Origin of the sequence: Futiania mangrovi, from assembly GCF_024158125.1 — a bacterium.
GTDB lineage: Bacteria > Pseudomonadota > Alphaproteobacteria > Futianiales > Futianiaceae > Futiania > Futiania mangrovi.
The window spans coordinates 672293-692933 of the sequence record NZ_JAMZFT010000002.1 but is presented as its reverse complement, the minus strand read 5'-3'; the positions used below and the strand labels follow the sequence as shown (position 1 = coordinate 692933).

The 20641-nt window shown below is 69.3% G+C and carries 20 protein-coding genes; 11 read left to right on the top strand and 9 right to left on the bottom strand.

What is annotated here, in order from left to right:
* The 3 genes from NJQ99_RS10185 (at window position 1) to NJQ99_RS10175 (ending at window position 2648) form a co-directional block, all read left to right on the top strand.
* A complete protein-coding gene (locus NJQ99_RS10185; protein WP_269332720.1) occupies window positions 1–1281 on the top strand; it encodes a TRAP transporter large permease in 1281 nt (426 codons plus the stop codon).
* A gap of 27 nt (window positions 1282–1308) precedes the next feature.
* Window positions 1309–1752 carry a universal stress protein gene (locus tag NJQ99_RS10180; protein ID WP_269332719.1) on the top strand — a complete coding sequence of 148 codons (444 nt, stop codon included), beginning with the start codon at window positions 1309–1311 and terminating at the stop codon, window positions 1750–1752.
* A gap of 101 nt (window positions 1753–1853) precedes the next feature.
* Entirely contained in the window at window positions 1854–2648 is a 795-nt protein-coding gene (locus NJQ99_RS10175; protein ID WP_269332718.1) for an enoyl-CoA hydratase, read from the top strand.
* Between the two features lie 26 nt (window positions 2649–2674).
* Here NJQ99_RS10175 and NJQ99_RS10170 read toward each other — a convergent pair whose 3' ends face one another.
* From NJQ99_RS10170 to NJQ99_RS10160, 3 genes are read right to left on the bottom strand one after another with little or no spacing between them, the layout of a single operon-like run.
* Window positions 2675–3940, bottom strand: a complete 1266-nt coding sequence (locus tag NJQ99_RS10170) for an acetyl-CoA hydrolase/transferase family protein (RefSeq protein WP_269332717.1) — start codon at window positions 3938–3940, stop codon at window positions 2675–2677.
* A 13-nt stretch (window positions 3941–3953) separates the two neighbouring features.
* Window positions 3954–5117, bottom strand: a complete 1164-nt coding sequence (locus NJQ99_RS10165) for an acyl-CoA dehydrogenase family protein (RefSeq protein ID WP_269332716.1) — start codon at window positions 5115–5117, stop codon at window positions 3954–3956.
* Between the two features lie 37 nt (window positions 5118–5154).
* On the bottom strand, window positions 5155–6390 hold the full coding sequence (locus tag NJQ99_RS10160) for a CaiB/BaiF CoA transferase family protein (protein ID WP_269332715.1): 1236 nt from the start codon (window positions 6388–6390) through the stop codon (window positions 5155–5157).
* 205 nt (window positions 6391–6595) lie between these two features.
* Between NJQ99_RS10160 and NJQ99_RS10155 the strand changes: the two genes are divergently transcribed.
* A complete protein-coding gene (locus tag NJQ99_RS10155; protein WP_269332714.1) occupies window positions 6596–7420 on the top strand; it encodes an IclR family transcriptional regulator in 825 nt (274 codons plus the stop codon).
* A 4-nt stretch (window positions 7421–7424) separates the two neighbouring features.
* Here the strand turns inward: NJQ99_RS10155 and NJQ99_RS10150 are convergent, their stop codons facing one another.
* The 5 genes from NJQ99_RS10150 to NJQ99_RS10130 form a co-directional block, all read right to left on the bottom strand.
* Entirely contained in the window at window positions 7425–9305 is a 1881-nt protein-coding gene (locus tag NJQ99_RS10150) for an SLC13 family permease (protein ID WP_269332713.1), read from the bottom strand.
* 56 nt (window positions 9306–9361) lie between these two features.
* Window positions 9362–10636 carry a TRAP transporter large permease gene (locus NJQ99_RS10145; protein WP_269332712.1) on the bottom strand — a complete coding sequence of 425 codons (1275 nt, stop codon included), beginning with the start codon at window positions 10634–10636 and terminating at the stop codon, window positions 9362–9364.
* A complete protein-coding gene (locus tag NJQ99_RS10140; protein ID WP_269332711.1) occupies window positions 10633–11241 on the bottom strand; it encodes a TRAP transporter small permease in 609 nt (202 codons plus the stop codon). The genes NJQ99_RS10145 and NJQ99_RS10140 overlap by 4 nt, the downstream gene beginning before the upstream one ends.
* Before the next feature lie 21 nt (window positions 11242–11262).
* Window positions 11263–12261, bottom strand: coding sequence for a TRAP transporter substrate-binding protein (locus NJQ99_RS10135; RefSeq protein WP_269332710.1), 999 nt, complete (start codon window positions 12259–12261; stop codon window positions 11263–11265).
* A gap of 134 nt (window positions 12262–12395) precedes the next feature.
* A complete protein-coding gene (locus tag NJQ99_RS10130) occupies window positions 12396–13100 on the bottom strand; it encodes a GntR family transcriptional regulator (protein ID WP_269332709.1) in 705 nt (234 codons plus the stop codon).
* Between the two features lie 120 nt (window positions 13101–13220).
* Between NJQ99_RS10130 and NJQ99_RS10125 the strand changes: the two genes are divergently transcribed.
* Complete coding sequence (locus tag NJQ99_RS10125) at window positions 13221–14099, top strand: isocitrate lyase/PEP mutase family protein (protein ID WP_269332708.1); 879 nt, start codon at window positions 13221–13223, stop codon at window positions 14097–14099.
* Between the two features lie 42 nt (window positions 14100–14141).
* Window positions 14142–15209: an AbrB family transcriptional regulator gene (locus NJQ99_RS10120; protein ID WP_269332707.1), complete on the top strand. Its 1068-nt coding sequence runs from the start codon at window positions 14142–14144 to the stop codon at window positions 15207–15209.
* A gap of 4 nt (window positions 15210–15213) precedes the next feature.
* On the opposite strand, the gene NJQ99_RS10115 is transcribed toward NJQ99_RS10120, so the two are convergent.
* Entirely contained in the window at window positions 15214–16236 is a 1023-nt protein-coding gene (locus tag NJQ99_RS10115; protein WP_269332706.1) for a cobalamin-independent methionine synthase II family protein, read from the bottom strand.
* Between the two features lie 108 nt (window positions 16237–16344).
* Between NJQ99_RS10115 and NJQ99_RS10110 the strand changes: the two genes are divergently transcribed.
* The 5 genes from NJQ99_RS10110 to NJQ99_RS10090 all read left to right on the top strand — a co-directional run bounded on the left by NJQ99_RS10110 (window position 16345) and on the right by NJQ99_RS10090 (window position 20591).
* Entirely contained in the window at window positions 16345–17166 is an 822-nt protein-coding gene (locus NJQ99_RS10110; protein WP_269332705.1) for an ABC transporter permease, read from the top strand.
* A gap of 8 nt (window positions 17167–17174) precedes the next feature.
* Complete coding sequence (locus tag NJQ99_RS10105) at window positions 17175–17819, top strand: TetR/AcrR family transcriptional regulator (protein ID WP_269332704.1); 645 nt, start codon at window positions 17175–17177, stop codon at window positions 17817–17819.
* A 121-nt stretch (window positions 17820–17940) separates the two neighbouring features.
* Window positions 17941–18711, top strand: a complete 771-nt coding sequence (locus NJQ99_RS10100) for a phytanoyl-CoA dioxygenase family protein (protein WP_269332703.1) — start codon at window positions 17941–17943, stop codon at window positions 18709–18711.
* Between the two features lie 25 nt (window positions 18712–18736).
* Window positions 18737–19777, top strand: coding sequence for an NAD-dependent epimerase/dehydratase family protein (locus NJQ99_RS10095; RefSeq protein WP_269332702.1), 1041 nt, complete (start codon window positions 18737–18739; stop codon window positions 19775–19777).
* Complete coding sequence (locus NJQ99_RS10090; protein ID WP_269332701.1) at window positions 19764–20591, top strand: GNAT family N-acetyltransferase; 828 nt, start codon at window positions 19764–19766, stop codon at window positions 20589–20591. The genes NJQ99_RS10095 and NJQ99_RS10090 overlap by 14 nt, the downstream gene beginning before the upstream one ends.
* Window positions 20592–20641 lie beyond the last annotated feature (50 nt).

Here is a 20641-nt window from a genome sequence, read left to right as displayed (position 1 = left end):
ATGACCACCGCCATGGTCTCCCTGATGATCGTGCTGCTGCTGCTGGGATTTCCCATGCTGATCCCGCTGATCGGCGCGACCATGCTCGGCTTCTTCGTGTTCTTCGCGGGCATCAAGCCGGACATCATGGTCCAGCAGATGATCGAGGGGGTGAAGCCCGCCGCGCTGATCGCCGTGCCCATGTTCATCTTCGCCGCCGACATCATCACCAAGGGACATTCCGCCGACCGCCTGCTCGACCTGGTGATGCGCTTCGTGGGCCATGTGAAGGGCGGCCTCGCGGTGACGACGGCGGCGACCTGCACGCTGTTCGGCGCGGTGTCGGGCTCGACCCAGGCGACCGTGGTCGCGATCGGCGGCCCCTTGCGGCCGAAGATGCTGAAAGCGGGCTACAAGGACGATTTCGTTATTGCGCTGACGATCAACGCCAGCGACATCGCCTTCCTGATCCCGCCCAGCATCGGCATGATCATCTACGGCGTCATTTCCGGCACCTCGATCGCCGAGCTTTTCATCGCGGGCATCGGGCCTGGCCTGCTGATCCTTGCCATGTTCTCCGCCTATTCGGTCGCTTATGCGGTCGTCAACAAGATCCCGACGACCGAGAAGGCGACCTGGGGCGAACGCTTCGACGCGATCAAGGGCGCGATCTGGCCGCTCGGCTTTCCCGTCATCATCGTCGGCGGCATCTATGGCGGCATCTTCAGCCCGACAGAGGCAGCCTCGGTCTCGGTGCTCTATGCGCTGATCCTCGAGGTCGTCGTGTTCCGCTCCCTCAAGCTGCGCGAGATCCCGGAGATCGCGCTCTCCACCGGCCTCATCACGGCCGTCGTTTTCATCCTTGTGGCTGCGGGCGCGGCCTTCTCCTGGACCATCTCCTTCGCGCAGATCCCGCAGGCGATCATCGGCGGGCTGGGCCTGGAGGAGAGCGGCCCCACCATGGTCCTCATCGCCATCTCCATCGCCTTCTTCATCGGCTGCATGTTCGTCGACCCGATCGTGGTCATCCTCGTGCTCGTGCCGATCTTCGCGCCGCTTGTGAAGGCCGCGGGCCTCGACCCCGTGCTGGTGGGCACGATCATCGTGCTGCAGGTCGCCGTGGGCTCGGCCACACCGCCCTTCGGCTGCGACATCTTCACCGCCATCGCGATCTTCAAGCGGCCCTATTTCGACGTGATCCGGGGCACGCCTCCCTTCATCTTCATGCTGCTGCTCGCCTCCGCGCTGCTCATCATGTTCCCGCAGATCGCGCTGTTCCTGCGCGACCTCGCGTTCCGCTGAGCCGCGCCCGCGGCCAAGGAGACGACGATGTTCGAAAGGATCCTCGTGCCCGTCGACGGGTCGACCCATTCCTTCAAGGCACTCGACCTCGCCGTCGACCTCGCCGAGAAATACGGTGCCGAGCTCTTCGTCCTGAACGTCTACCGGCATCATTCGCAGTACGAAAGCTCGCACTCGCTGGTGCGGGCGCGCGTGCCCGTCGAGCCGCCGGACAACGCGCTGCGCGACGTGGCGAAGGAGATCGTGGGCCAGGCCGTCTCCCACGCCAAGGCGAAGGGTATCGGAAAGGTCACGGGCCTCGTCCGGCGCGGCCAGCCCGCGCGGACCATCGTCCAGACCGCCAAGGAGAAGGCCGCCGACGTCATCGTCATGGGGAACCGGGGCCTGGGCGACGTCTCGGGCTTCCTGCTGGGCTCGGTCTCGCACAAGGTTTCGAGCCTCGTGGAGTGCACGGTCATCACCGTGAAGTAGAGGCTCTTCGCCGGGGGCCGGCCATGCGCCCGCGCCCCCTTGCCGGACGCCCGTGCCTCGTGCTTCCTCCTTGGAACGACACGAGGGAGCGACCGACCGCCATGACCGACACCGCCACCGTCTCGCTGCGTACCGAGGACCGCGCCCATGGCAAGGTCGCCTTCCTGACCGTGGAGAACGAGCGCAAGCTCAACACCTTCTCCACGCCCGTGATGGAGGCGTTCGTCGCCGCGGTCGAGGGGCTCAAGGACGACGCCGACCTGCGCGCGCTCGTGGTCACGGGGCGCGGGCCCAAGGCCTTCGTCGGCGGCGCGGACATCCGCGAGATGGCGGGCATCCGGGACGAAGCGGGCGCGCGCGCCTTCATCACCCGCGTGCACAGGACCTGCGCCAGCCTGCGCGACCTGCCCGTGCCCGTCATCGGGCGGGTGAACGGCTACGCGCTGGGCGCGGGGCTGGAGCTTGTGGCCGCCTGCGACATGCGCATCGCCTCCGACAATGCCGTCTTCGGCATGCCGGAGGTGCGCGTCGGCATCCCGTCCGTTGTGGAGGCCGCGCTGCTGCCGGGCCTCATCGGCTGGGGCCGCACGCGGCGCCTGCTGATCCTCGCGGAGAACCTCGACGCGGCGGAAGCCCTCGACTGGGGCCTCGTCGAGAAAGTGGTGCCCGCCGCCGATCTGGACGCCGCTGTCGATCAGTGGCTCGACATGATCGGCGCCGCCGGTCCGCAGGCGATCCGCGCGCAGAAGGCGCTGATCCGCCAGTGGGAGGACCTGCCCCTGCGCGAGGCGGTGGCCGCCGGCATCGACAGCTTCGCCGGCTCCTGGAAAACGAGCGAGCCCGCGGACATGCTGGGCGCGTTCTTCGCGGAGAAGGACAAGGCGAAGAAGGGCTGACCCCCGCCCCTGGCCCTACGCCGGCCCTACCCCCCGAAAGCCGCGTGCGCGGCGCGCGCCAGGTCCTCGCGGAATTCCGGCGCGGCGATCTCGATCATGCGGCGCGCCCGCTCGCGAAGCGTGCAGCCGTCAAGCTCGGCAATGCCGTACTCCGTGACGATGGCGTCGGCGTCGCAGCGCGGGGTGGAGACGTTCGCCACCTGCGACACGATGCGCGAAATGGTGCCGCCCTTCGCCGTCGCGGGCAGCGCGATGACCGACCGTCCGCCTGCCGAGGCGAGGCCGCCACGCACGAAATCGGGCTGGCCGCCGATCGCGCCCACATATTTGCCGCCCGCGATCTCGGAATTGACCTGGCCTGTCAGGTCCACCTCGATGGCGGAATTGATCGCCACCAGCCGGTTGAGCGACGCAAGCACGCCCGCATCGTGCGTCACCGGCGGCGGCGCGACCCACAAGGCCCGGTTGTCATGAGCGAAATCGCGCAGCCGCTTCGTCCCGAACAGCACGTTCGCGACCGTGACGCCCGCGTCACGGCCCTTCTGCGCGTTCGTCACGACGCCCGCCTCGATCAGGTCGAGGATCTTGTCGTTCATCACACCCGAATGGATGCCGAGGTCGCGATGCCCCTTGAGACTGGCCAGCACCGCGTCCGGAATGGCGCCGATGCCGATCTGCACCGTCGCGCCTTCCGGCACCAGGTCCGCCACGAAGGCGCCGATCTTCGCCGAGGTCTCGTCGACCGTGCTGCCGCCGAAGTCGAGGGGCGGCATCTCCGCCCGCACCCTGAGGTCGACGCGCAGGTCCTCCGGCAGTTCCGCGCCGTGCGTCCAGGGCGCGTCCTCGTTGACCTCCAGGATCACCGTGCGCGCGTTGCGCGCCGCCGCGACCGTGTAGTCGTGGGCGAGCGACAGGCTTTCGCGCCGCCCGTCGCGCCCCGGCGCCACCTGCAGCAGCACAACGTCGGGCCGGAGACGCCCATCGGCGAAGGCGTCGTACAGCCGGCTGTAGGGCATGGGCAAGGGGTCGAGCCGTCCGGCGCGCGACAACGCGACCGACTTTGCGAACGCGCCATAGCCGGTGAAGTCGATCCCGTCCGTGCCGTCCGGCGGAAAACTGTCTGAAAAGACGACGCCGAGGAACACCTCGAACCGCCCGACATGATGGCGCTGGGCAACCAGTGCGCGGGTGAGCGTGCGCGCCTCTGCCGCCCCCTGTCCCACGATCACCCGGTCGCCGGGCTTCACGAGGCCGCGCAGGTCGACCGCGGAGATGTCCGTAAGCGTGGCCAAGGACGCGCCCTCCTCAATAGGACTTCGGCAGGCCGAGCACCCGCTCGGCGATGTAGCAATGGACAAGTTCCCGGCTGACCGGCGCGATGCGCGGGATCATCACCTCGCGGAACCACCGCTCGATCTGGTATTCCTTGGAGTAGCCCATGCCGCCGTGCGTCAGGATCGCCGTCTCGCACGCCTTGAAGCCCGCTTCCGCGCCGAGGAACTTGGCCGCGTTCGCCTGCGCCCCGCAGTCGAGGTCGGCGTCGAAGCGGCGCGCCGCCTCCATGACCAGAAGCCGCGCGGCCTCCAGCTCCATCCAGCAGCGGGCGAGCGGGTGCTGGATGCCCTGGTTCATGCCGATGGGGCGGCCGAACACCTCGCGCTCGCGGGCGTACTGGCTCGCCCGCTTCACCGCCGCGAAGCCGACGCCCACCGATTCCGCGCCGAGCAGGATCCGCTCCGGGTTCATGCCGTGCAGGATGTAGTAGAAGCCCTTGCCCTCCTCGCCGATCAGGTCCTCCTTCGGCACGCGCAGCCCGTCGATGAACAGCGCGTTGGAGTCGACCGCGGCGCGGCCCATCTTGTGGATCTCGCGCACCTCGATCTTGCTGCGGTCGAGGTCGGTGTAGAACAGCGAGATGCCCTCGGTCGGCTTGCTCACCTGCTCGCGCGGCGTGGTGCGGGCGAGGATCAGCATCTTGTCGGCGACCTGGGCGGTGGAGATCCACATCTTCTGTCCGGTCAGCACGTAGTGGTCGCCGTCGCGCACGGCGCGCGTGGTCAGGCTCGTCGTGTTGAGGCCGGCGTTCGGCTCCGTCACCGCGAAGCAGGCCTTCTCCTTGCCCGCGATCAGCGGCGGCAGGAAGCGCTGGCGCTGCTCCTCCGTCCCGTAGCGCACGACCGGCGTCAGGCCGAAGATGTTCATGTGGATGGCGGACGCCCCGCTCATCGCCGCGCCTGATTCCGCGATGGCCTGCATCATGATCGCGGCCTCGGTGATGCCGAGGTTGGAGCCGCCGTATTCCTCCGGCATGGCGATGCCCAGCCAGCCGCCCGCCGCGATGGCCTGGTGGAACTCCTCCGGAAAGTCTCCGCTCTCGTCGTGGCTCATCCAGTACTTGTCGCCGAAGTCGGCGCAGATCTTCAGGATGGCGTCGCGCAGTTCGGCGTGGTCGATGGTCTGGCTGCTCATGGTCTCGTCTGTCCTTGGCTGGAACGTCTGCCGCCGGTCAGGCGGCTGTCGGATCGGTCTTCGCGGTCGCCGGGCGGCCGTCCACGGCCACGCCGTCGGCCTGCATGGCGGCGATGTCCTGCGCGCTCACGCCTGCCGCGGTCAGCACCTCGACCGTGTGCTGGCCGAGCAGCGGCGTCAGGCCGAGCGGCGTCGGCTGCCCGCCCCACAGCACGGGATTGCGGTGTGTGCGGATGCGCCCTTCCGTCGGGTGGTCGACCTCGCGGATCAGGCCCACGGCGCTCGCCTGCGGATCGTCGATCAGGCTGTCGACCGTGTTGAGCGGCGTCGCCGGAATGTCGAGCCGGTCGAACACCTCCAGCCAGTGCGCCGTCGGCTGCGCCCGCAGGCGGTCCGCGAGGAACCCGTAAACCTCGGAAATCGCGTTGAGGCGCGCCCCCACATTGACGAAGCGCGGGTCGCTCAGCAGGTCGTCGCGGCCGATCTCGGTCAGGAAGCGCTTCCAGTGCGCGTCGGTGTAGCAGACGACGCAGATGTGCCCGTCGGCGGTGGCGAAGGGCCTGCGCTCCGACGTCAACAGGCGCGGATAGCCTGCGGGGCCGAGCGGCGGCTCGAACGAGCGGCCGTACATGTGCTCCGACAGCACCTGGGAGGCGAGCGTCTCGAACATCGGCACGTCGATCTCCTGCGCCTGGCCCGTCCGGTCGCGCGCGAGGATGCCGATGGTGATGGCATAGGCCGCCGAGATCCCCACCAGCCGGTCGGCGATGTTCAGCGCGACATAACGCGGCTCGCCCGTGCCCGCCGCCTGCATCAGCGACGGCAGGCCAGAGGCCCCCTGGATCAGGTCGTCATAGGCCGGCCGGTCAGCGTATGGCCCGTCCTGCCCGAAGCCGTAGAGACTGCAATAGACGACGCGCGGGTTGACGGCCTTCACCGCGTCGAACCCGAAGCCGAGGCGGCGCATCACCTTGGGGCGCAAATTGTGCACGACCACGTCGGCGTCCGCCGCAAGCCGCATCACCGCCTCGCGCGCGCGGGCATCCTTGAGGTCGAGCGCGACCCCCTCCTTGCCGCGGTTGAGATGCAGGAACAGCGGGCCCATGCCCTTCGACCGCGACGGACCCAGCCAGCGCACGATGTCGCCGGAGGGCGGCTCCACCTTGATCACGCGCGCCCCGTGGTCGGCGAGGATCTGCGTTGCGAGCGGCCCCATGAGCACCGTCGACAGGTCGAGAACCGTGATCCCCTCTAGCGGTGCGCGTGCCGTCATCCATCCCTCCTGCAGGCCAAGGAGCGCTTGTCCGGCCCAGGAAGGAGCCGGTTGCGCCGTTTTCCCTTCGCTAGCCCAAGTCCCGCACGCCATCAAGCAGCAATTTCGCATAACCGAACTGAATTCGGTTTGACGAACCTGATGTCATGGATTATCCGGAAACAAGGGGATTCCCGCGGCCATGGCGGAGGGAGAGACGGGTTCGATGCCGACGCACAGCGACACGACCGGCCGGCGCGACGGCCCCGCAGCGCTGGCCCGCACCTTCGACATCCTGCGCGCGCTGGCGGACGAGCCGCAGGGCCTGACGCTGACGGAGATCGCGGCACGCACCGGCACGGCGAAGAGCACGCTGTCCAGCGTGCTGCGCGGACTTGCCGATCTCGGCCTGCTGGAACGGCGCGCGGGCCTCTACGGCCTCGGGGTGGAGGCCTATGCGCTCGCCTCCACCATCGTCGCGGGCCGTGCGCTGCGCCGGATCGCGCGGCCCTACCTCGAACGCCTCGTCGACCGCTGCGGGGAGACGACGCTCCTCGCGGTTCTCACCACCGGCCGCCAGCACTTCACCTACATCGACAGCATCGAGTCGCCGAAGTCGATCCGCTACTCCGTGCCCGTGGGCGCGACGCGGCCCCTCTATCCGACTGCGTGCGGGCGGCTGTTCCTGGCCTATGCGCCGGAGCGCGACCTCGACCGCTATCTGGAGGACGAACGCCTCTCGGCCCGCACCGACCGCACCATCGTGGAGCGGGAGCAACTGCGCGACCGCCTGCGGGAGATCCGCGCGACCGGCGTCTCCGTGACCATGGGCGACTACGACATGGACGTGGGCGGGTTCGCAGCACCCGTGTTCGGGGCCGACGGCGCGGTCGAGGCGGCCATCGTCGTGGCCGCCCCGCTTGCCCGCGCCGAACGGGAGCCCGCCTTCTTCGTCCGCGCCGTGACGCAGGAGGCGGCCGAGCTGTCCCGCGTGATGGGCTACCGGGAGGCGCTTGCCGCTGCCCACACCAACGCCCACGCGGCGGGCTGAGCCCCTAGCCGGAGAGCGGCCAGACCAGCAGGATCATCGGCACGCCGACCGCCACGACGATCACCTCCAGCGGCAGGCCCATGCGCCAGTAGTCGCCGAAGCGAAAGCCGCCGGGACCGAGGATCAGCGTGTTGTTCTGGTGCCCGATGGGCGTCAGGAAGGCGCACGACGCGCCCACCGCCACCGCCATCAGGAACGGGTCCGCGCTGTGGCCCAATTGCGCCGCCGTGCCGATGGCAATGGGGCACATGACCGCCGCGGTCGCTGCATTGTTCATGAAGTCCGACAGCGTCATCGTCACCACGAGGATGATCGCGAGGCCGAGGATCGCGCTCCCCTGAGCCACCTCCGTCATCAGGACCCGCGCGATCAGGTCCGCCGCGCCCGTGTCCGCCATGGCGTTCGCCACCGGGATCAGCGCGCCCAGAAGCACGATCACCGGCCAGTCGATGGTCTTGTAGATCCCGCGCGAGGGCACGACCCTCAGCGCCATGGACGCCAGCACCCCGCCGACGAAGGCGACCGCCGCGGGCACGAGACCGCTCACCGCCGCCGCGATGGAGGCGAGCAGGATGCCACCCGCCTTCAGCGCCAGCGTCCGGTTCGGCAGGCGCAGCGCCCGCTCGGCCAGCGGCACGCAGCCCGACTGGTTGGCGAACTCGATCAGCGTCTCCGGCCCGCCCTGCATCAGCAGCACGTCGCCCGCCCGCAGCGCCATGGTCCGCAGCCGCGCCATCGACCGCCGCCCCTGCCTTGAAACGGCCAGCAGGTTGATCCCGAAGCGCGTGCGCAGCCGCAGGTCGCTCGCCGACCGGCCGATCAGCGCGGATTCGGGCAGCACCGTCAGCTCCATCAGCACCACGTCCTCACTGGCGATCGCGCGCGACGGCCTGGCCTCGCCCGGATCGGCGTCGGCGCGCACCTCGACCGGCGCAGCTGCCGACGTCGCCACCTCCGACCCGTTCTCCGTGCCTGTCTCGCCGTCGCCTTCGGGCTTCACGGCCTCCTCGAGCTTGAGGTCGAGGCTCGAAAGCGCCGCGGCGAGCGCTTTCGGCTCCGCCTCGATGACCAGGATATCGCCGGCACGCACGCGCTGCAGCGGGCTCGGGACAGGTATGCGCACCTCCGCCCGGACAAGGCCGATGACCTGGGCCTCGGCCTCCACCAGGCTGCGCTCGACCTCCCGCAGCGTCATGCCGTCGGCCTTGGCGCCTTGCGGGACGCGCGCCTCCGTCAGATAGGCGCTGGTGTCGAAGCCCTCGGCCCCGGCCCGCACCCGCGCCGGGACGAGCCGCCAGCCGATCAGCAGGATGAAGACGAGGCCAGTCGCGGCGACCGCCAGGCCCACCGGCGTGAAGTCGAACATGCCGAAGGGTTGACCGCCTGCCTCCGCCCGGAACCCGGCGACGATCAGGTTCGGCGGCGTGCCGATAAGCGTCGTCATGCCGCCGAGGATGGAGCCGAAGGAAAGCGGCATCAGGATGTGCCCGGGCGGCATCCCATGCTTCGCCGCCACCTGCAGCGCTACCGGCATCAGAAGGGCGAGCGCCCCCACATTGTTCATGAAACCCGAGAGCACCGCGGCGAAGAGCGTGATCGCAGCCATGCTCGCGACAGGCCCGGAGCCGGACGGCAGGAGCCGCTGCGTCAGCATGTCGACCGCGCCCGAGGTCTGCAGCCCCCGGCTGAGCACCAGGATCGCGGCCACCGTGACAACCGCCGGGTGCCCGAAGCCCGAGAACGCCTCCTCGCCGGGCACGAGCCCCGCGGCCACGCAGGCAATGAGGCCGCCCAGCGCCACCATGTCGTGCCGCCACCGGCCCCAGAGGAACATCGCGGCGATGACGCCCAGGATCGCGAGGATCAGGATCTGCTCGTCGGTCACGCGCCGTCACTCCCGTCGTTCGTGCCCGTCCCGGCCCCGCGCCCCGGCGCGCGCCGTTACATCCTGAAGGGGATGTACAGCACGATGTCCGGGAACATCCAGACCAGCACGACCGACAGCATCATCAGCCCGATGAAGGGCGCAACCCCCTTCACCACCGTCCCGAGCGGCGTTCTCGCCACCGCCTGGATCACGAACAGGTTCATGCCGACCGGCGGCGTGATCAGCGCCACCTCGATCAGGATGACGAAGAAGATGCCGAACCAGATCGGGTCGATGCCGAGGCCGAGCACCGTCGGCAGCAGCACCGGCACCATGATCAGCAGCATCGACAGGCTTTCCAGGAACAGGCCGATGAACAGCAGGATCCCCGCCACGATGACGAGGAACAGGTCCGCGCTCGCGACGTGGGTGTCCACCAGCTGCGACACCTGCGCCGGCACCTGGTAGAGCGTGACCGCCTTGCCGAAGATCTTCGCGCCGATGACGATCAGGAACAGCACGATGGTGGTGGCGACCGAATCGCGCACGGCCAGCATGAACCCGCGCCAGTTCAACGTCCGCAGCAGCACGGCCGTCAGCAGGATGGCGCAGCTTGCCCCGATCGCGGACGCCTCGGTGGGCGTGAAGACGCCGGAATAGATCCCGCCCAGCATGATGAAGGCCAGAAGCCCGGTGGGCAGCGCGCGCAGCGTCGTGTCGCGGCGTTGCCGCCAGGTCGCCTTCTCGCTCGGGATGTGGTTCTTCGTGAAGCTCGCGTAGAGGACGCAATAGACCGAGAACAGCGCGATCAGCAGCAGACCCGGACCGACCCCGGCGAGGAACAGCTTGCCGATGCTCTCTTCCGTGATGACGCCGTAGACGATGAGCGGGATCGACGGTGGAATGAGAATGCCGAGCGTGCCGCCCGCCGCAAGAAGCCCCAGCGTGAACGAGGTCGAATAGCCGCGCCGCGTCATTTCCGGAATGGCGACGGTGCCGACCGTCGCGGCGGTCGCGACCGAGCTTCCCGAGATCGCCGAGAAGATGCCGCAGGACAGGAGCGCCGCAATGCCGAGACCGCCCGGCCAGTGCCCGACCCAGGACTGCACCGCATCGAACAGGTCGCGCCCGACGCCGCCGCGCAGCAGGACGTTGGACATGAACAGGAACAGCGGCACCGACAGCAGCACGAAATTGTCGATCGCGCCGTGCAGGTTCTGCGCGACCATGACCAGCGGCAGACCCTTGAGCGCAAGCATGACCGTGCCGAGGCCCGCCAGCGCGAACGCCACGGGCAGGCCGACGAACAGAAGAAGCAGAAGCGCCGCGACGACGATCAGCAGGGTCATTTGCGCGGCCCCTCGGCGGATGCGGCTTCGGCGTCGTCTTCGGCGGGCCCGTGCTCGCCCGCGGGCGAAAACTCCGGCGCCGGACGGAACGGCAGGCGGATCAGGTCGGCCACGGCCTGCACGAACAGCAGGGCGAAGCCCACGATGACCGGCAGTTCGCCGATCCAGTTGGGCATTTCCAGCATGGTCGGCTGGCGCCGGCCGAGCCGGATCGAATCCATCATGATGTCCCAGCCATAGATGACCGCGACCAGGCAGAAGGCGGCGATCACGGTCAGCGAGAACGCCTCCGCCGCGCGGCGCACCGCCGGACCCGCCACGGTCAGCAGCGCCGTGATGCGGATCATCTGGCGCTGGCGCAGCACGAACGCCATGCCGAGATAGGCGAACCAGATCTGCAGCACGATCGAGACGTCCTGCGTCCACTTGGTCGGCGCGAAGAAGACGTAGCGCGCCACGACCTCATAGGTCAGGAAAATGGTGATGAGCACCAGCAGCACGTCGCCGAGGCGCGCGCACGCCCACGCCACGCCGTCGACGAGCGCCAGAACGCGGCTGCCGGCCACGGGATGCGTGGCCGGCAGCGGGGGTTTCGAAGTGGCCAAGTCAGCCTCTGCGCGCCGGGATCAATAAAGCGCGCGGACGGCGTCGACCAGCTCCTGGCCGACCGGCCCGGCCGCCTTGATGTAGGCGTCGACCGCCGGTTCGGCCGCCTTCTGCCATGCCTGCACCTGCTCCGGCGTCAGGGTGACGACCGTCGTCTTGGTCTCCTCGCGCAGGAACTTCTCGGCCGCCATGTGGTCGTCCTTGGTCTTGTTGCGCATGTCCATCTCGGCCACGCGCGCGGCCGCCGTCAGCCACTCCCGCTCCTGGTCGCTGAGCGAGTCCCAGAGCTTGTCGTTGATCACGACAAGGAACTCCGCCAGGGCATGGTTGGTGATGGTGACGTGGTCCATGACCTCGTAGATCTTGCGCGACTTCATGGCGGTGACGCCGGTCATGCCGATGTCGACGGTGCCGCGCTGGTAGGCGAGGAACTGCTCCGAGCCGCTGATCTTCACCGGCACGCCGCCCACGGCCTCGATGAAGTCGCCGGACGGCTTGCCGAGCGCGCGGACCTTCTTGCCCTTCATGTCCGCGGGGCTGACGATCGCGGTGCCGTTCGAGAGGAGCTGCACCGGACCGTAGTCCTGCCACCACAGCACGCGCGTGCCGGTCTGGCGGATCATCTCGTCGATCTTCTGGCGCACCGCGCTCGATGGGTCGGCGGCCTTGGCCAGCACCTCGTAGGTCGGGAACATGAAGGCGACGGAGAACAGGCCCGCCGCCGGGATCGTGCCCGCGTACTCGTCGACCAGCACGACGCCCAGGTCGATCGCGCCGGAGCCGACGGCCTGCGGGATCTCGCTGCCCTTGTAGAGCTGGGCGGCGTCGTAGATCTCCACCTTCATGGCGCCGTTGGAGATCTTCTCGAGCTCGTCCTTGAACGTCACGGTGTTGGCGCCGACCGGGTGGTTGACGGCCACCTGCACCGAAAGGCGCAGGGTCCGCTCGGCGAGCGCCGGGACGGTTACGGCGACGAGCGCACCGAGCGCGAGTGCCGTGGAGGCGAGGAGTTTCTTCATAGGATGTTCTCCCTAGGGCGCCAGCCTGCCGGCCGGCAATGTTGATTCGTCCGCGGCTCGTCAGACTGCACGTCTGTTGCCGCGTTTTCACCTGTGTAGCGCAGAAGCGATTGTATGCAACGGAAATTCCGGAATCAATCGGCTACGGGGGCCTCCGCCGCGGCATCCGCAGCCGCGGCCACGGCGCGTTTCATCACCGCGTGCCCCGCATGGATGTGCGCCCGCATCACGGCCTCTGCCCATCCCGGCTCGCGCGCCCGGAACGCCTCGAGAAGCTCGCGGTGCTGCGCCATGCTGCGAGTGATCTCGGCCGGCTCGTAGCGGGCGAAGGTGCGCAGCACGAGGGGGATCGACACCACCTGCCGCACCAGGCCCGCGAGGCGGCTGTTCTGCGCTGCCTCCAGGATGATCGCGTGGAAGCGTTCGTTGAGCGGGGCGATCCGGTCCCGCGTCGCGGGGTCGTTCACGTCGGTGCGGAGGATATCCTCCATGCGCTTGCACAGATCCTCGAGTTCCCCGAGCGCATGCGGATCGAGCCGCGTCGCCGCGCGCCGGGCGGCATAGCCTTCGAGTTCCGTCCGCAGCCCGAAGATCTCGTCGATGTCGGCCGGCTTCCACCCGCGCACGCGGCAGCCGACATGGGTCTCGATCTCGACGAGCCCCTCCGACGCCAGCCGGCGCAGCGCGTCGCGCACGGGCGTCCGGCTGACGCCCAGTGTCTCCGCCAGTTCCTGCTCGCGCAGGTGCGCCCCGTCCGGCCAGCGGTTGCGCAGGATGCCCGCCTTGATCTCCGCATAGGCCCGCGCCGCCGCGTGCCCGTGCTTCGGTTCCGCCCCCATCGCCCATGCCTCCTTCGCGGGTCCGCCCCGCAGCAGCTGTGCCTTGCTCCAAGGCCCCATTATTGTATACAACTCTGGCCAGACACTAAAGAACCCTGCACCAGTGGAGGAGACAGCATCATGGCCGCGACCGCATCCGACAAGCGCCGCTCGCTCAGGCAGCGTCTGCAGGAGCCCGGACTGATCGCCGCGCCGGGCGTGTTCGAGATGATCTCGGCGCGCGTCGCGGACAGGATGGGCTTCGACGCTCTCTACATGACCGGCTACGGCGCGGTAGCCTCCTATCTCGGCCTGCCGGATGCGGGCCTTGCCACCTACACCGACATGGTGGGCCGCGCAGGCTCCATCGCGCGCGGCACCTCGACGCCGCTGATCGCCGATGCCGACACGGGCTACGGCGGGCTGCTGAACGTCGATCACACGGTCAAGGGCTACGAGGCTGCGGGCATCGCCGCGATCCAGCTCGAGGACCAGGAGTTTCCGAAGAAGTGCGGCCATACCCCCGGCCGCCGCGTCATCCCGGCCGAGGATATGGCGAAGAAGGTCCGCGTCGCGGTCGAGGCGCGCGACAGCGACGATTTCCTGGTCATCGCGCGCACCGACGCGCTGACCACGCTGGGCCTCGACGAGGCGCTGCGCCGGGCCGAAATGTATGCCGAGGCCGGCGCCGACATCATCTTCGTGGAGGCGCCCGAGACCGTCGAGCAGATGGAAAAGATCTGCCGCACGATCGACAAGCCCCTGCTCGCCAACATGGTCGAGGGCGGCAAGACCCCGCTCCTGCCGAAGGCGGAGCTTGAGAAGCTCGGCTACAAGATCGCGATCTACCCGGGCACGGCGTTCCTCGCCATGGGCCGCGCTGTCGAGGATGTATACACGACGCTCCGTGAGACCGGCACCACCGAGGGGGCCCTCGACCGGCTGTACAAGTTCGAGGACTTCAGCCGCCTGATGGGCTTCGAACGGGTCTGGGATTTCGACAAGAAGCATGCCGACTGACCCTCGCCCCGCCGGCAGCCGCCCGGCGCGCGGTTGAGCCGCGTGGTGCGGCGGAGTGCGATCTATCCGGCCGGCACGACCGCGACCGTCGCACTGGCGGTCGCGGGCGCGGGGCTCTTCACCGCCCTCGGCCTGCCCGCGCCGTTGCTCCTGGGGGCGATGGCGGCGACGCTGACAGCCTCGCTGGCGGGGTTCAGGCTCGCCTATCCGCACTGGTTCCAGTTCGGCGTCCTCTCGCTCATCGGGATCATGGTGGGCGGCAGCCTCAGCCCGCAGGTGGTCGGCGAGGCCGGCCGCTGGGTGCCGAGCCTCGCGGCCCAGGTCGCGGTTCTCGTCCTCGCGCTGGGTGCCGGCATGGCGGTCATCATGCGCTTCGGGCGTCTCGACCGCACGACCGCCTTCCTGTCGGTCTATCCCGGCCACCTGATGATGGTGATCGCTAGCGCCGTCGACCGGGGCGCGGACGTGCGCATCGTAGCGGTCGCACAAAGCCTGCGGCTTGCCCTGCTCATCGCGCTCCTGCCGATCCTGCTGGAGGTTCCCGAAGGCGCCGAGGCCGTGCGCGCCGCGACGCCGCCCCCGGGTGCAGCCGCACTCGTTCCCGTCGCAGCCGGGCTTGCCGGGATCGCGGTCGCCCGCGCCCTGCGCCTGCCCGCACCGCCCCTTCTCGGCGGGATGGCAGGGGCCGGGGCCGCCGCCCTGGCGGGCTTTCCGCTCGGCCGGCTCCCCGACGCCGTCTCGTCCGTGCTGCTCGTCACCGTGGGGGGCCTGATCGGCGCACGCTTTGCCGGCACGTCGGCAACGGAACTTCTGCGCAAGTTCCCGGTGTGCGTTCTCGGGGTGCTCGTCACGCTCGCCGTCATGCTCCTGCTGACGTGGGGGGCGAGCGGCCTGCTCGGCCTGCCGTTCGGACAGGTCCTGCTCGGCTACTCGCCCGGCGGCGCGGACGTGATGCCGCTGCTCGCCGCCGTGCTGGGCCTCGATGCCGGATATGTCGGCATCCACCATGCGATGCGGCTCATCGCCATGGGGGTGCTGCTGCCGCTGGGCGTGCGGCTGATGGCGGGCCCGGCCCGGCCCGCCTCCCGTCCCGCCACACGTCCAGATTGAGCGGTCAGGCGACGGCCCGCGCAGCACGTCCCTCGTAGAGATCGCGCCCCTTCACCAGGGCGGCGATCTTCTGGTCCGCGATGGAGCGCTTGAGCATCCAGAACCCGCAATCGGGATGGATGTAGCGGATGCGGTCCGCGCCGACGATGCCCGCCGCGCGCTCGATGCTGTGGGCGATGGTGTCGGCAGTTTCCACCTCGGTACGCTTGATGTCCACGACGCCGAGGCCGAGCCCGATCTTCGGGTCGAGGCCCTTGAACGCCGCCACCTCCTCGATGGGCCGGTGCGCCATTTCCATGACGATGTGGTCGACCTTTAGTGTGTTGAGATAGCCGATCAGCGTGTCCCAGGTGCCCTTCTGCACGCTCTGCCCGCCATAATTTCCGAAGCACAGGTGGATCGCGGGCGTCGTCTTGACGGCGGACAGCACGATGTTGGCTGCCTCCGCCGCCCACTCCCATTCCTCCGGATGACCCGGCAGGTTCGCCTCGTCGATCTGCACCACGTCGGCGTCGAGCAGGGCGACCTGCTCGGCCAGCGCCTCGGCGATGGCCATGGCCAGTTTCGGCAGACTGCCGTAATGCGTGTCCTGCAGCGTCTTGGCCAGCATGTGCGGCCCCGTCAGCGTGAACTTGAGCGGCTTCGTCGCCAGCGCCTTGGCCCGCGCGCACGCCGCCGGCAGGTCGAGGGTGCCCGACGTCACCGGCCCGGTGACGAGGCCCGCGGGCCTGGTGCGGAACTTCATGCCCTCTTGCGCCCGGAACGCCTGCACCTCGCGGAAGGTCAGGTCGGCGCGGATGCCGCCCATGGGGCGCACGAAATACTCGATCATCCCGTTCGTCTCGGGGTGGTTCACGTCGAAGCGGTAAAGCTCCCCGTCGGCAACGAGGTCGATGCCCGCCTTCTCCTGCGTGTTGAGGACCACGCGCGTGGCGTCGATCACCGCCTGTTCCGAGGGAAGCGCCGCCAGCCAGTCCGGCACCGGGTAGGAGCCCACGACGGTTGTCTTGATCCTCGGTTCGGCCATGATGTCCCTCGTTCGGTTCGGCTCCGGCGGCGCTTGACGGGCCAGCACGGAGGACGGAGTATCCAGATAGTTACTTACACCGATACTAGTACGGGAGAGACCGCGAACATGTCCAGCGATGTTGTCGCGCCGCGCGCGCGGGAGGACGGGGCCAGCCTGGGCGGGCGGGCCGTGGCGCTCGTCCGGCGCAACTGGATCGCCGTCGCGGCGCATGTCGCGCTGGTGCTGGCGTGGCAGGCCTGGGTGACGCTGGGCGAGATCCCCGGCTACATCATGCCGAGCCCGCTGGAGACGGTCGGCTCGCTGTGGGATGCCTACGACTGGGTGCACAACACCGCCGTCACCGCGGCGGAGATTTTCGTGGGCTACGGCATCGCCGTGCTGTTCGGCGTCGGTGTCGCGCTGCTGTCGTCCTGGTCGCGCATCGTCGACCAGGCGGTGATGCCGCTGATGGTCAGCCTCAACATGATCCCCAAGGTGGCGCTCGGCCCGCTGTTCATCGTGTGGTTCTCCTATGGCTTCACGCCGAACGTGCTGATCGTGTTCGCGATCTGCGTGCTGCCCATCCTGCTGACGACCGCGCGCGGCCTGAAGGAGGTGGAGCCCGACCTGCTCGACCTCGCCCGCTCGCTCAAGGCGTCGCGCTGGCAGATCTTCTGCAAGATCCAGTTGCCAAGCTCCCTTCCCTACGTCTTCTCGGGCATGAAGGTCGCGACGGTTCTGGCCGTCGCGGGCGCCGTCGTGGGCGAGTTCATTGCATCCGAGGAAGGTCTCGGCTACCTCATGTTGCAGGTTCAGGTGACGCTCGACACCGCGGCCATGTTCATGGCGGTGCTGCTGATCACGCTGATCGGGGTTGTGTTGTACGGGGTAGTGATGGTGCTCGAGATGCTGACGATTTCCGCCGACACCCGCGTCCGGTCCGACTGAGACCGGGCGTGAGCCAGTCCGCCGCCACCGCGCCCCGCGCGACGCGCGATCCCGACCGGACGCGCGCCAGCATTCTGGCCGCCGCCCGCCGCGCCTTCGCCGACCACGGCCTCGACGGCGCGCGGGTGGATGCGATCGCCGAGGCGTCCGGCGCGAACAAGCGCATGCTCTACTATTATTTCGGCGACAAGGAGGGGCTCTTTCGCGCCGTCATCGAGGCGATCTACGAGGAATTGTGCACCGCTGCCGGCGCATTGGACCTCGACGCGCCGCCGGAAGACGCGCTGATGCGCTACGTCGACTTCATCTGGGGCTACTACACCGCCAACCCGGAGGCGATCACGCTGCTGAACAGCGAGAACCTGCACGGGGCACGGCACCTGTCCCAGTCCCAGCGCGTGCGCGAGATCGAGGCGCCGTTCGCCGCCAAGCTCGACGCGCTGCTGGACCGGGGCCGTGCGGCGGGACTCTTCCGCGACGGTCTGACCGCCACCCGGCTGCACATCACGGTCGTCGCGCTCGCCTATTTCTTCCTGTCGAACAACGCCACGCTCTCCATCTTCTTCGGGGAGCCGTTGGGGACACCCGCGGCCCGCGACAGCTGGCACGCGCACATGCGCACATCCGTCCGCGCGATGGTGATGAAGGGCTGACCGCCCGCTGCCGCCTTTCACATTCCCTTCTCCGCCGCCCCTGGCGGCCCGTACCCGGACGTCTTGACGCTGCGTGCCTCGCATGTAACCATTCAGTTAGTTACTGCTCGGGGAGGAGCCGATGCGCACGACGACCGCAGCCCGCGCCGCGCCGGACATGGGCGCCATCCACGCCACCTATGCGGAGGACGGCCACGTCACCGTGCCGGGCGTGTTCGATACGGCCCGCATGGACACCGCCGTCGCGGAGACGGAGGCCTGGGGGCGGGAGTTTCTCGAAGGCCTCACGCCGGAGAAACGGGCCTGGTATGTCGATGGCGGGGCGGCCATGGCGAACGTCCTGCGCAAGCTCGACAATCCGCATCATCACCGGGCCTTCTTCGCGGCGCTGGCGCGCGACCCGCGCCTCGTCGCGCTGGTCGAGGACCTGATCGGTCCGGGCGTGTCGGTCTATTTCAGCCAGATCTTCTTCAAGCCGCCGCAAGGGGGCGGGCCGAAGCCCGCGCACCAGGACAGCTTCTATTTCGGGCCGTCGGATCCGGAGGGTCTCGTGACCGCGTGGATCGCGCTCGACGACGCGGATGAGGAAAACGGCTGCCTGCGCTACGGGCGCGGCACGCACAAGGGTGCGATCCTGCCGCACGCCGCGCCGCAGGACCGGCCCTTCGACCTGCAGATCGCGGACGGGATCGTCGACACGCTCGACATGCGGCCCGCGCCCGTGCCGAAGGGCGGGGTGTCCTTCCATCATGGCGGGACGGTGCACCGGTCGGCGGACAACCGCTCGCTGCGCTGGCGGCGCGCCTGTGCCATGCACTATGTGCGCAATGACGTGGTGTTCGCAAAGCCTGCGCTGCCCTACGATCACTCCCTCGTGTTGCGCATCACTTGACAATGGAAACGGGGTGTTGCGAGGGATGACGGACCAGACCGGCGGCCTGCCCGGCCGTATCGCCGACGAGGCGATGCTCGAAGACCTGATGACCACGCCGGACGAAGGGCTGAAGCGCGACTTCGGCGGTCTCGACGGCGACCTGATCGTGCTCGGCGCGGGCGGAAAGATGGGGCCGACGCTGGCGCGGCTGGCAAAGCGCGCCGCACCGGACAAGCGCGTGATCGCGGTGGCCCGCTTCTCCGAGAAGGGCCTCGCCGAGAAGCTCGAGGCGCAGGGTGTGGAGACCGTGGCCTGCGATCTCCTCGACCGCGACGCACTGGCCAAGCTGCCGGACGTGAAGAACGTCGTCTACATGGCGGGCCGCAAGTTCGGCTCGACAGGCTCGGAAAGCCTGACCTGGGCGATGAACGCGCTGGCCCCCGCCCACGTGGCGGAGCGGTTCGCGGCGTCGCGCATCGTCGCGCTGTCGACGGGCTGCGTCTATCCGTTCGCACCCATCGCGCACGGCGGCCCGGCAGAGGCGGTCGCCCCAAATCCGCCGCCGGGCGAATATGCCTGGTCGTGCCTGGCGCGCGAACGGGTGTTCGAGCACTACTCCGCCCTGAACGGCACGGCAGGGCGCCTGATCCGGCTCAATTACGCGATCGACATGCGTTACGGCGTCCTGCACGACGTCGGCACATTGGTGTTCGCCGGCCAGCCCTTGGACGTGACCATGGGACATGCGAACGTGATCTGGCAGGGCGACGCCAACAGCCAGATCCTGCGTGCGCTAGCCCATGCGACCGCGCCCATCTCGCCGCTCAACGTCACCGGGCCGGAAATCGTGTCGATCCGCGCGCTTGCCCACGCCTTCGGCCACCGCTTCGGGCTGGAAGTGAAGATCGCGGGGACCGAGGCCGAGACGGGCTGGCTCAACAATGCCGCCGAGGCTGCGCGTCTCTTCGGCTATCCGAAAGTGCCGCTCGCCCAGCTGATCGACTGGCAGGCCGACTGGATCGCCCGCGGCATGCCCTCGCTCGGCAAGCCGACGGGCTTCCAGGTCCGCGATGGCAAGTTCTGAGGTCCCGCCCATCGAGGCCTTGAGCGCGGGCGACATGGCCGATCTCCTCGCGCTGTCGGCAGACGCGAGCTGGAACCAGGTCGCCGCCGACTGGCAGGTGTTCCTCGACCGGGGTGCGGTCTGGGGCGTGCGCGAGGAGGGTACGGTCGTCGCAAGTGCGGCGCTCCTGCCCTATCGGCCCGCAACCGCCTGGGTCTCCATGGTGCTGACGCTGAAGCGCGCGCGGGGCTCGGGTCACGCGAGCCGCCTGCTCGCCCATGCCGTCGCCGCCTCGCTGGCGCGCGGCCTGCCCCCGCAGCTCGACGCGACGCCGGAGGGCCTGCCGATCTATCGGCGGCAGGGCTTCAAGGCGCGCTTCGAGATCACGCGCTGGAAGCGGCCGGGCGAGGTCAGGCCCTGCCCGCCCCCCGCCCTGCCCGATCCGGCGGTGCTGGAGCGCGCCGCTGCGCTCGACGCCCGGGCGCTTGGCGTCGCGCGGCCGGAGGTGCTCGCCCACCTCGCCGCACGCGGTCCTCACGCGCTCGCCGCCGACGGTTTCGCCCTGTCGCGCGACGGGCGCGCCGCCCATCACATCGGCCCCGTCGTCGCGGCGGATCCGGCGCGCGCGCAGTCGCTCTTCCGCAAGGTCCTGGCGCAGATCGGCGAGGGCGCGGCGGTCAGCGTCGACGCCCGCGACGCCGCTCCCGGCTTTGCGGTGATGCTTGAAGGACTTGGCTTCCAGCGCCTGCGTCCCTTCACGCGAATGGCGCTCGGCGCCGCGCCCGCGGGCACGCCAGACCTCATCGCCGCCATCGCCGGGCCCGAACTCGCCTGACGCGCAGACGCAAAGGGCCGCCGGATCGCCCCGGCGGCCCCCTGTCGCGT

What these genes read in the sequence shown, in the direction of transcription:
- NJQ99_RS10185 (WP_269332720.1), top strand. Translation starts at nt 1, where the DNA reads ATGACCACCGCCATGGTCTCCCTGATGATCGTGCTGCTGCTGCTGGGA.
- NJQ99_RS10180 (WP_269332719.1), top strand. Translation starts at nt 1,309, where the DNA reads ATGTTCGAAAGGATCCTCGTGCCCGTCGACGGGTCGACCCATTCCTTC.
- NJQ99_RS10175 (WP_269332718.1), top strand. Translation starts at nt 1,854, where the DNA reads ATGACCGACACCGCCACCGTCTCGCTGCGTACCGAGGACCGCGCCCAT.
- NJQ99_RS10165 (WP_269332716.1), bottom strand. Translation starts at nt 5,117, where the DNA reads ATGAGCAGCCAGACCATCGACCACGCCGAACTGCGCGACGCCATCCTG.
- NJQ99_RS10160 (WP_269332715.1), bottom strand. Translation starts at nt 6,390, where the DNA reads ATGACGGCACGCGCACCGCTAGAGGGGATCACGGTTCTCGACCTGTCG.
- NJQ99_RS10155 (WP_269332714.1), top strand. Translation starts at nt 6,596, where the DNA reads ATGCCGACGCACAGCGACACGACCGGCCGGCGCGACGGCCCCGCAGCG.
- NJQ99_RS10145 (WP_269332712.1), bottom strand. Translation starts at nt 10,636, where the DNA reads ATGACCCTGCTGATCGTCGTCGCGGCGCTTCTGCTTCTTCTGTTCGTC.
- NJQ99_RS10135 (WP_269332710.1), bottom strand. Translation starts at nt 12,261, where the DNA reads ATGAAGAAACTCCTCGCCTCCACGGCACTCGCGCTCGGTGCGCTCGTC.
- NJQ99_RS10130 (WP_269332709.1), bottom strand. Translation starts at nt 13,100, where the DNA reads ATGGGGGCGGAACCGAAGCACGGGCACGCGGCGGCGCGGGCCTATGCG.
- NJQ99_RS10125 (WP_269332708.1), top strand. Translation starts at nt 13,221, where the DNA reads ATGGCCGCGACCGCATCCGACAAGCGCCGCTCGCTCAGGCAGCGTCTG.
- NJQ99_RS10115 (WP_269332706.1), bottom strand. Translation starts at nt 16,236, where the DNA reads ATGGCCGAACCGAGGATCAAGACAACCGTCGTGGGCTCCTACCCGGTG.
- NJQ99_RS10110 (WP_269332705.1), top strand. Translation starts at nt 16,345, where the DNA reads ATGTCCAGCGATGTTGTCGCGCCGCGCGCGCGGGAGGACGGGGCCAGC.
- NJQ99_RS10100 (WP_269332703.1), top strand. Translation starts at nt 17,941, where the DNA reads ATGCGCACGACGACCGCAGCCCGCGCCGCGCCGGACATGGGCGCCATC.
- NJQ99_RS10095 (WP_269332702.1), top strand. Translation starts at nt 18,737, where the DNA reads ATGACGGACCAGACCGGCGGCCTGCCCGGCCGTATCGCCGACGAGGCG.
- NJQ99_RS10090 (WP_269332701.1), top strand. Translation starts at nt 19,764, where the DNA reads ATGGCAAGTTCTGAGGTCCCGCCCATCGAGGCCTTGAGCGCGGGCGAC.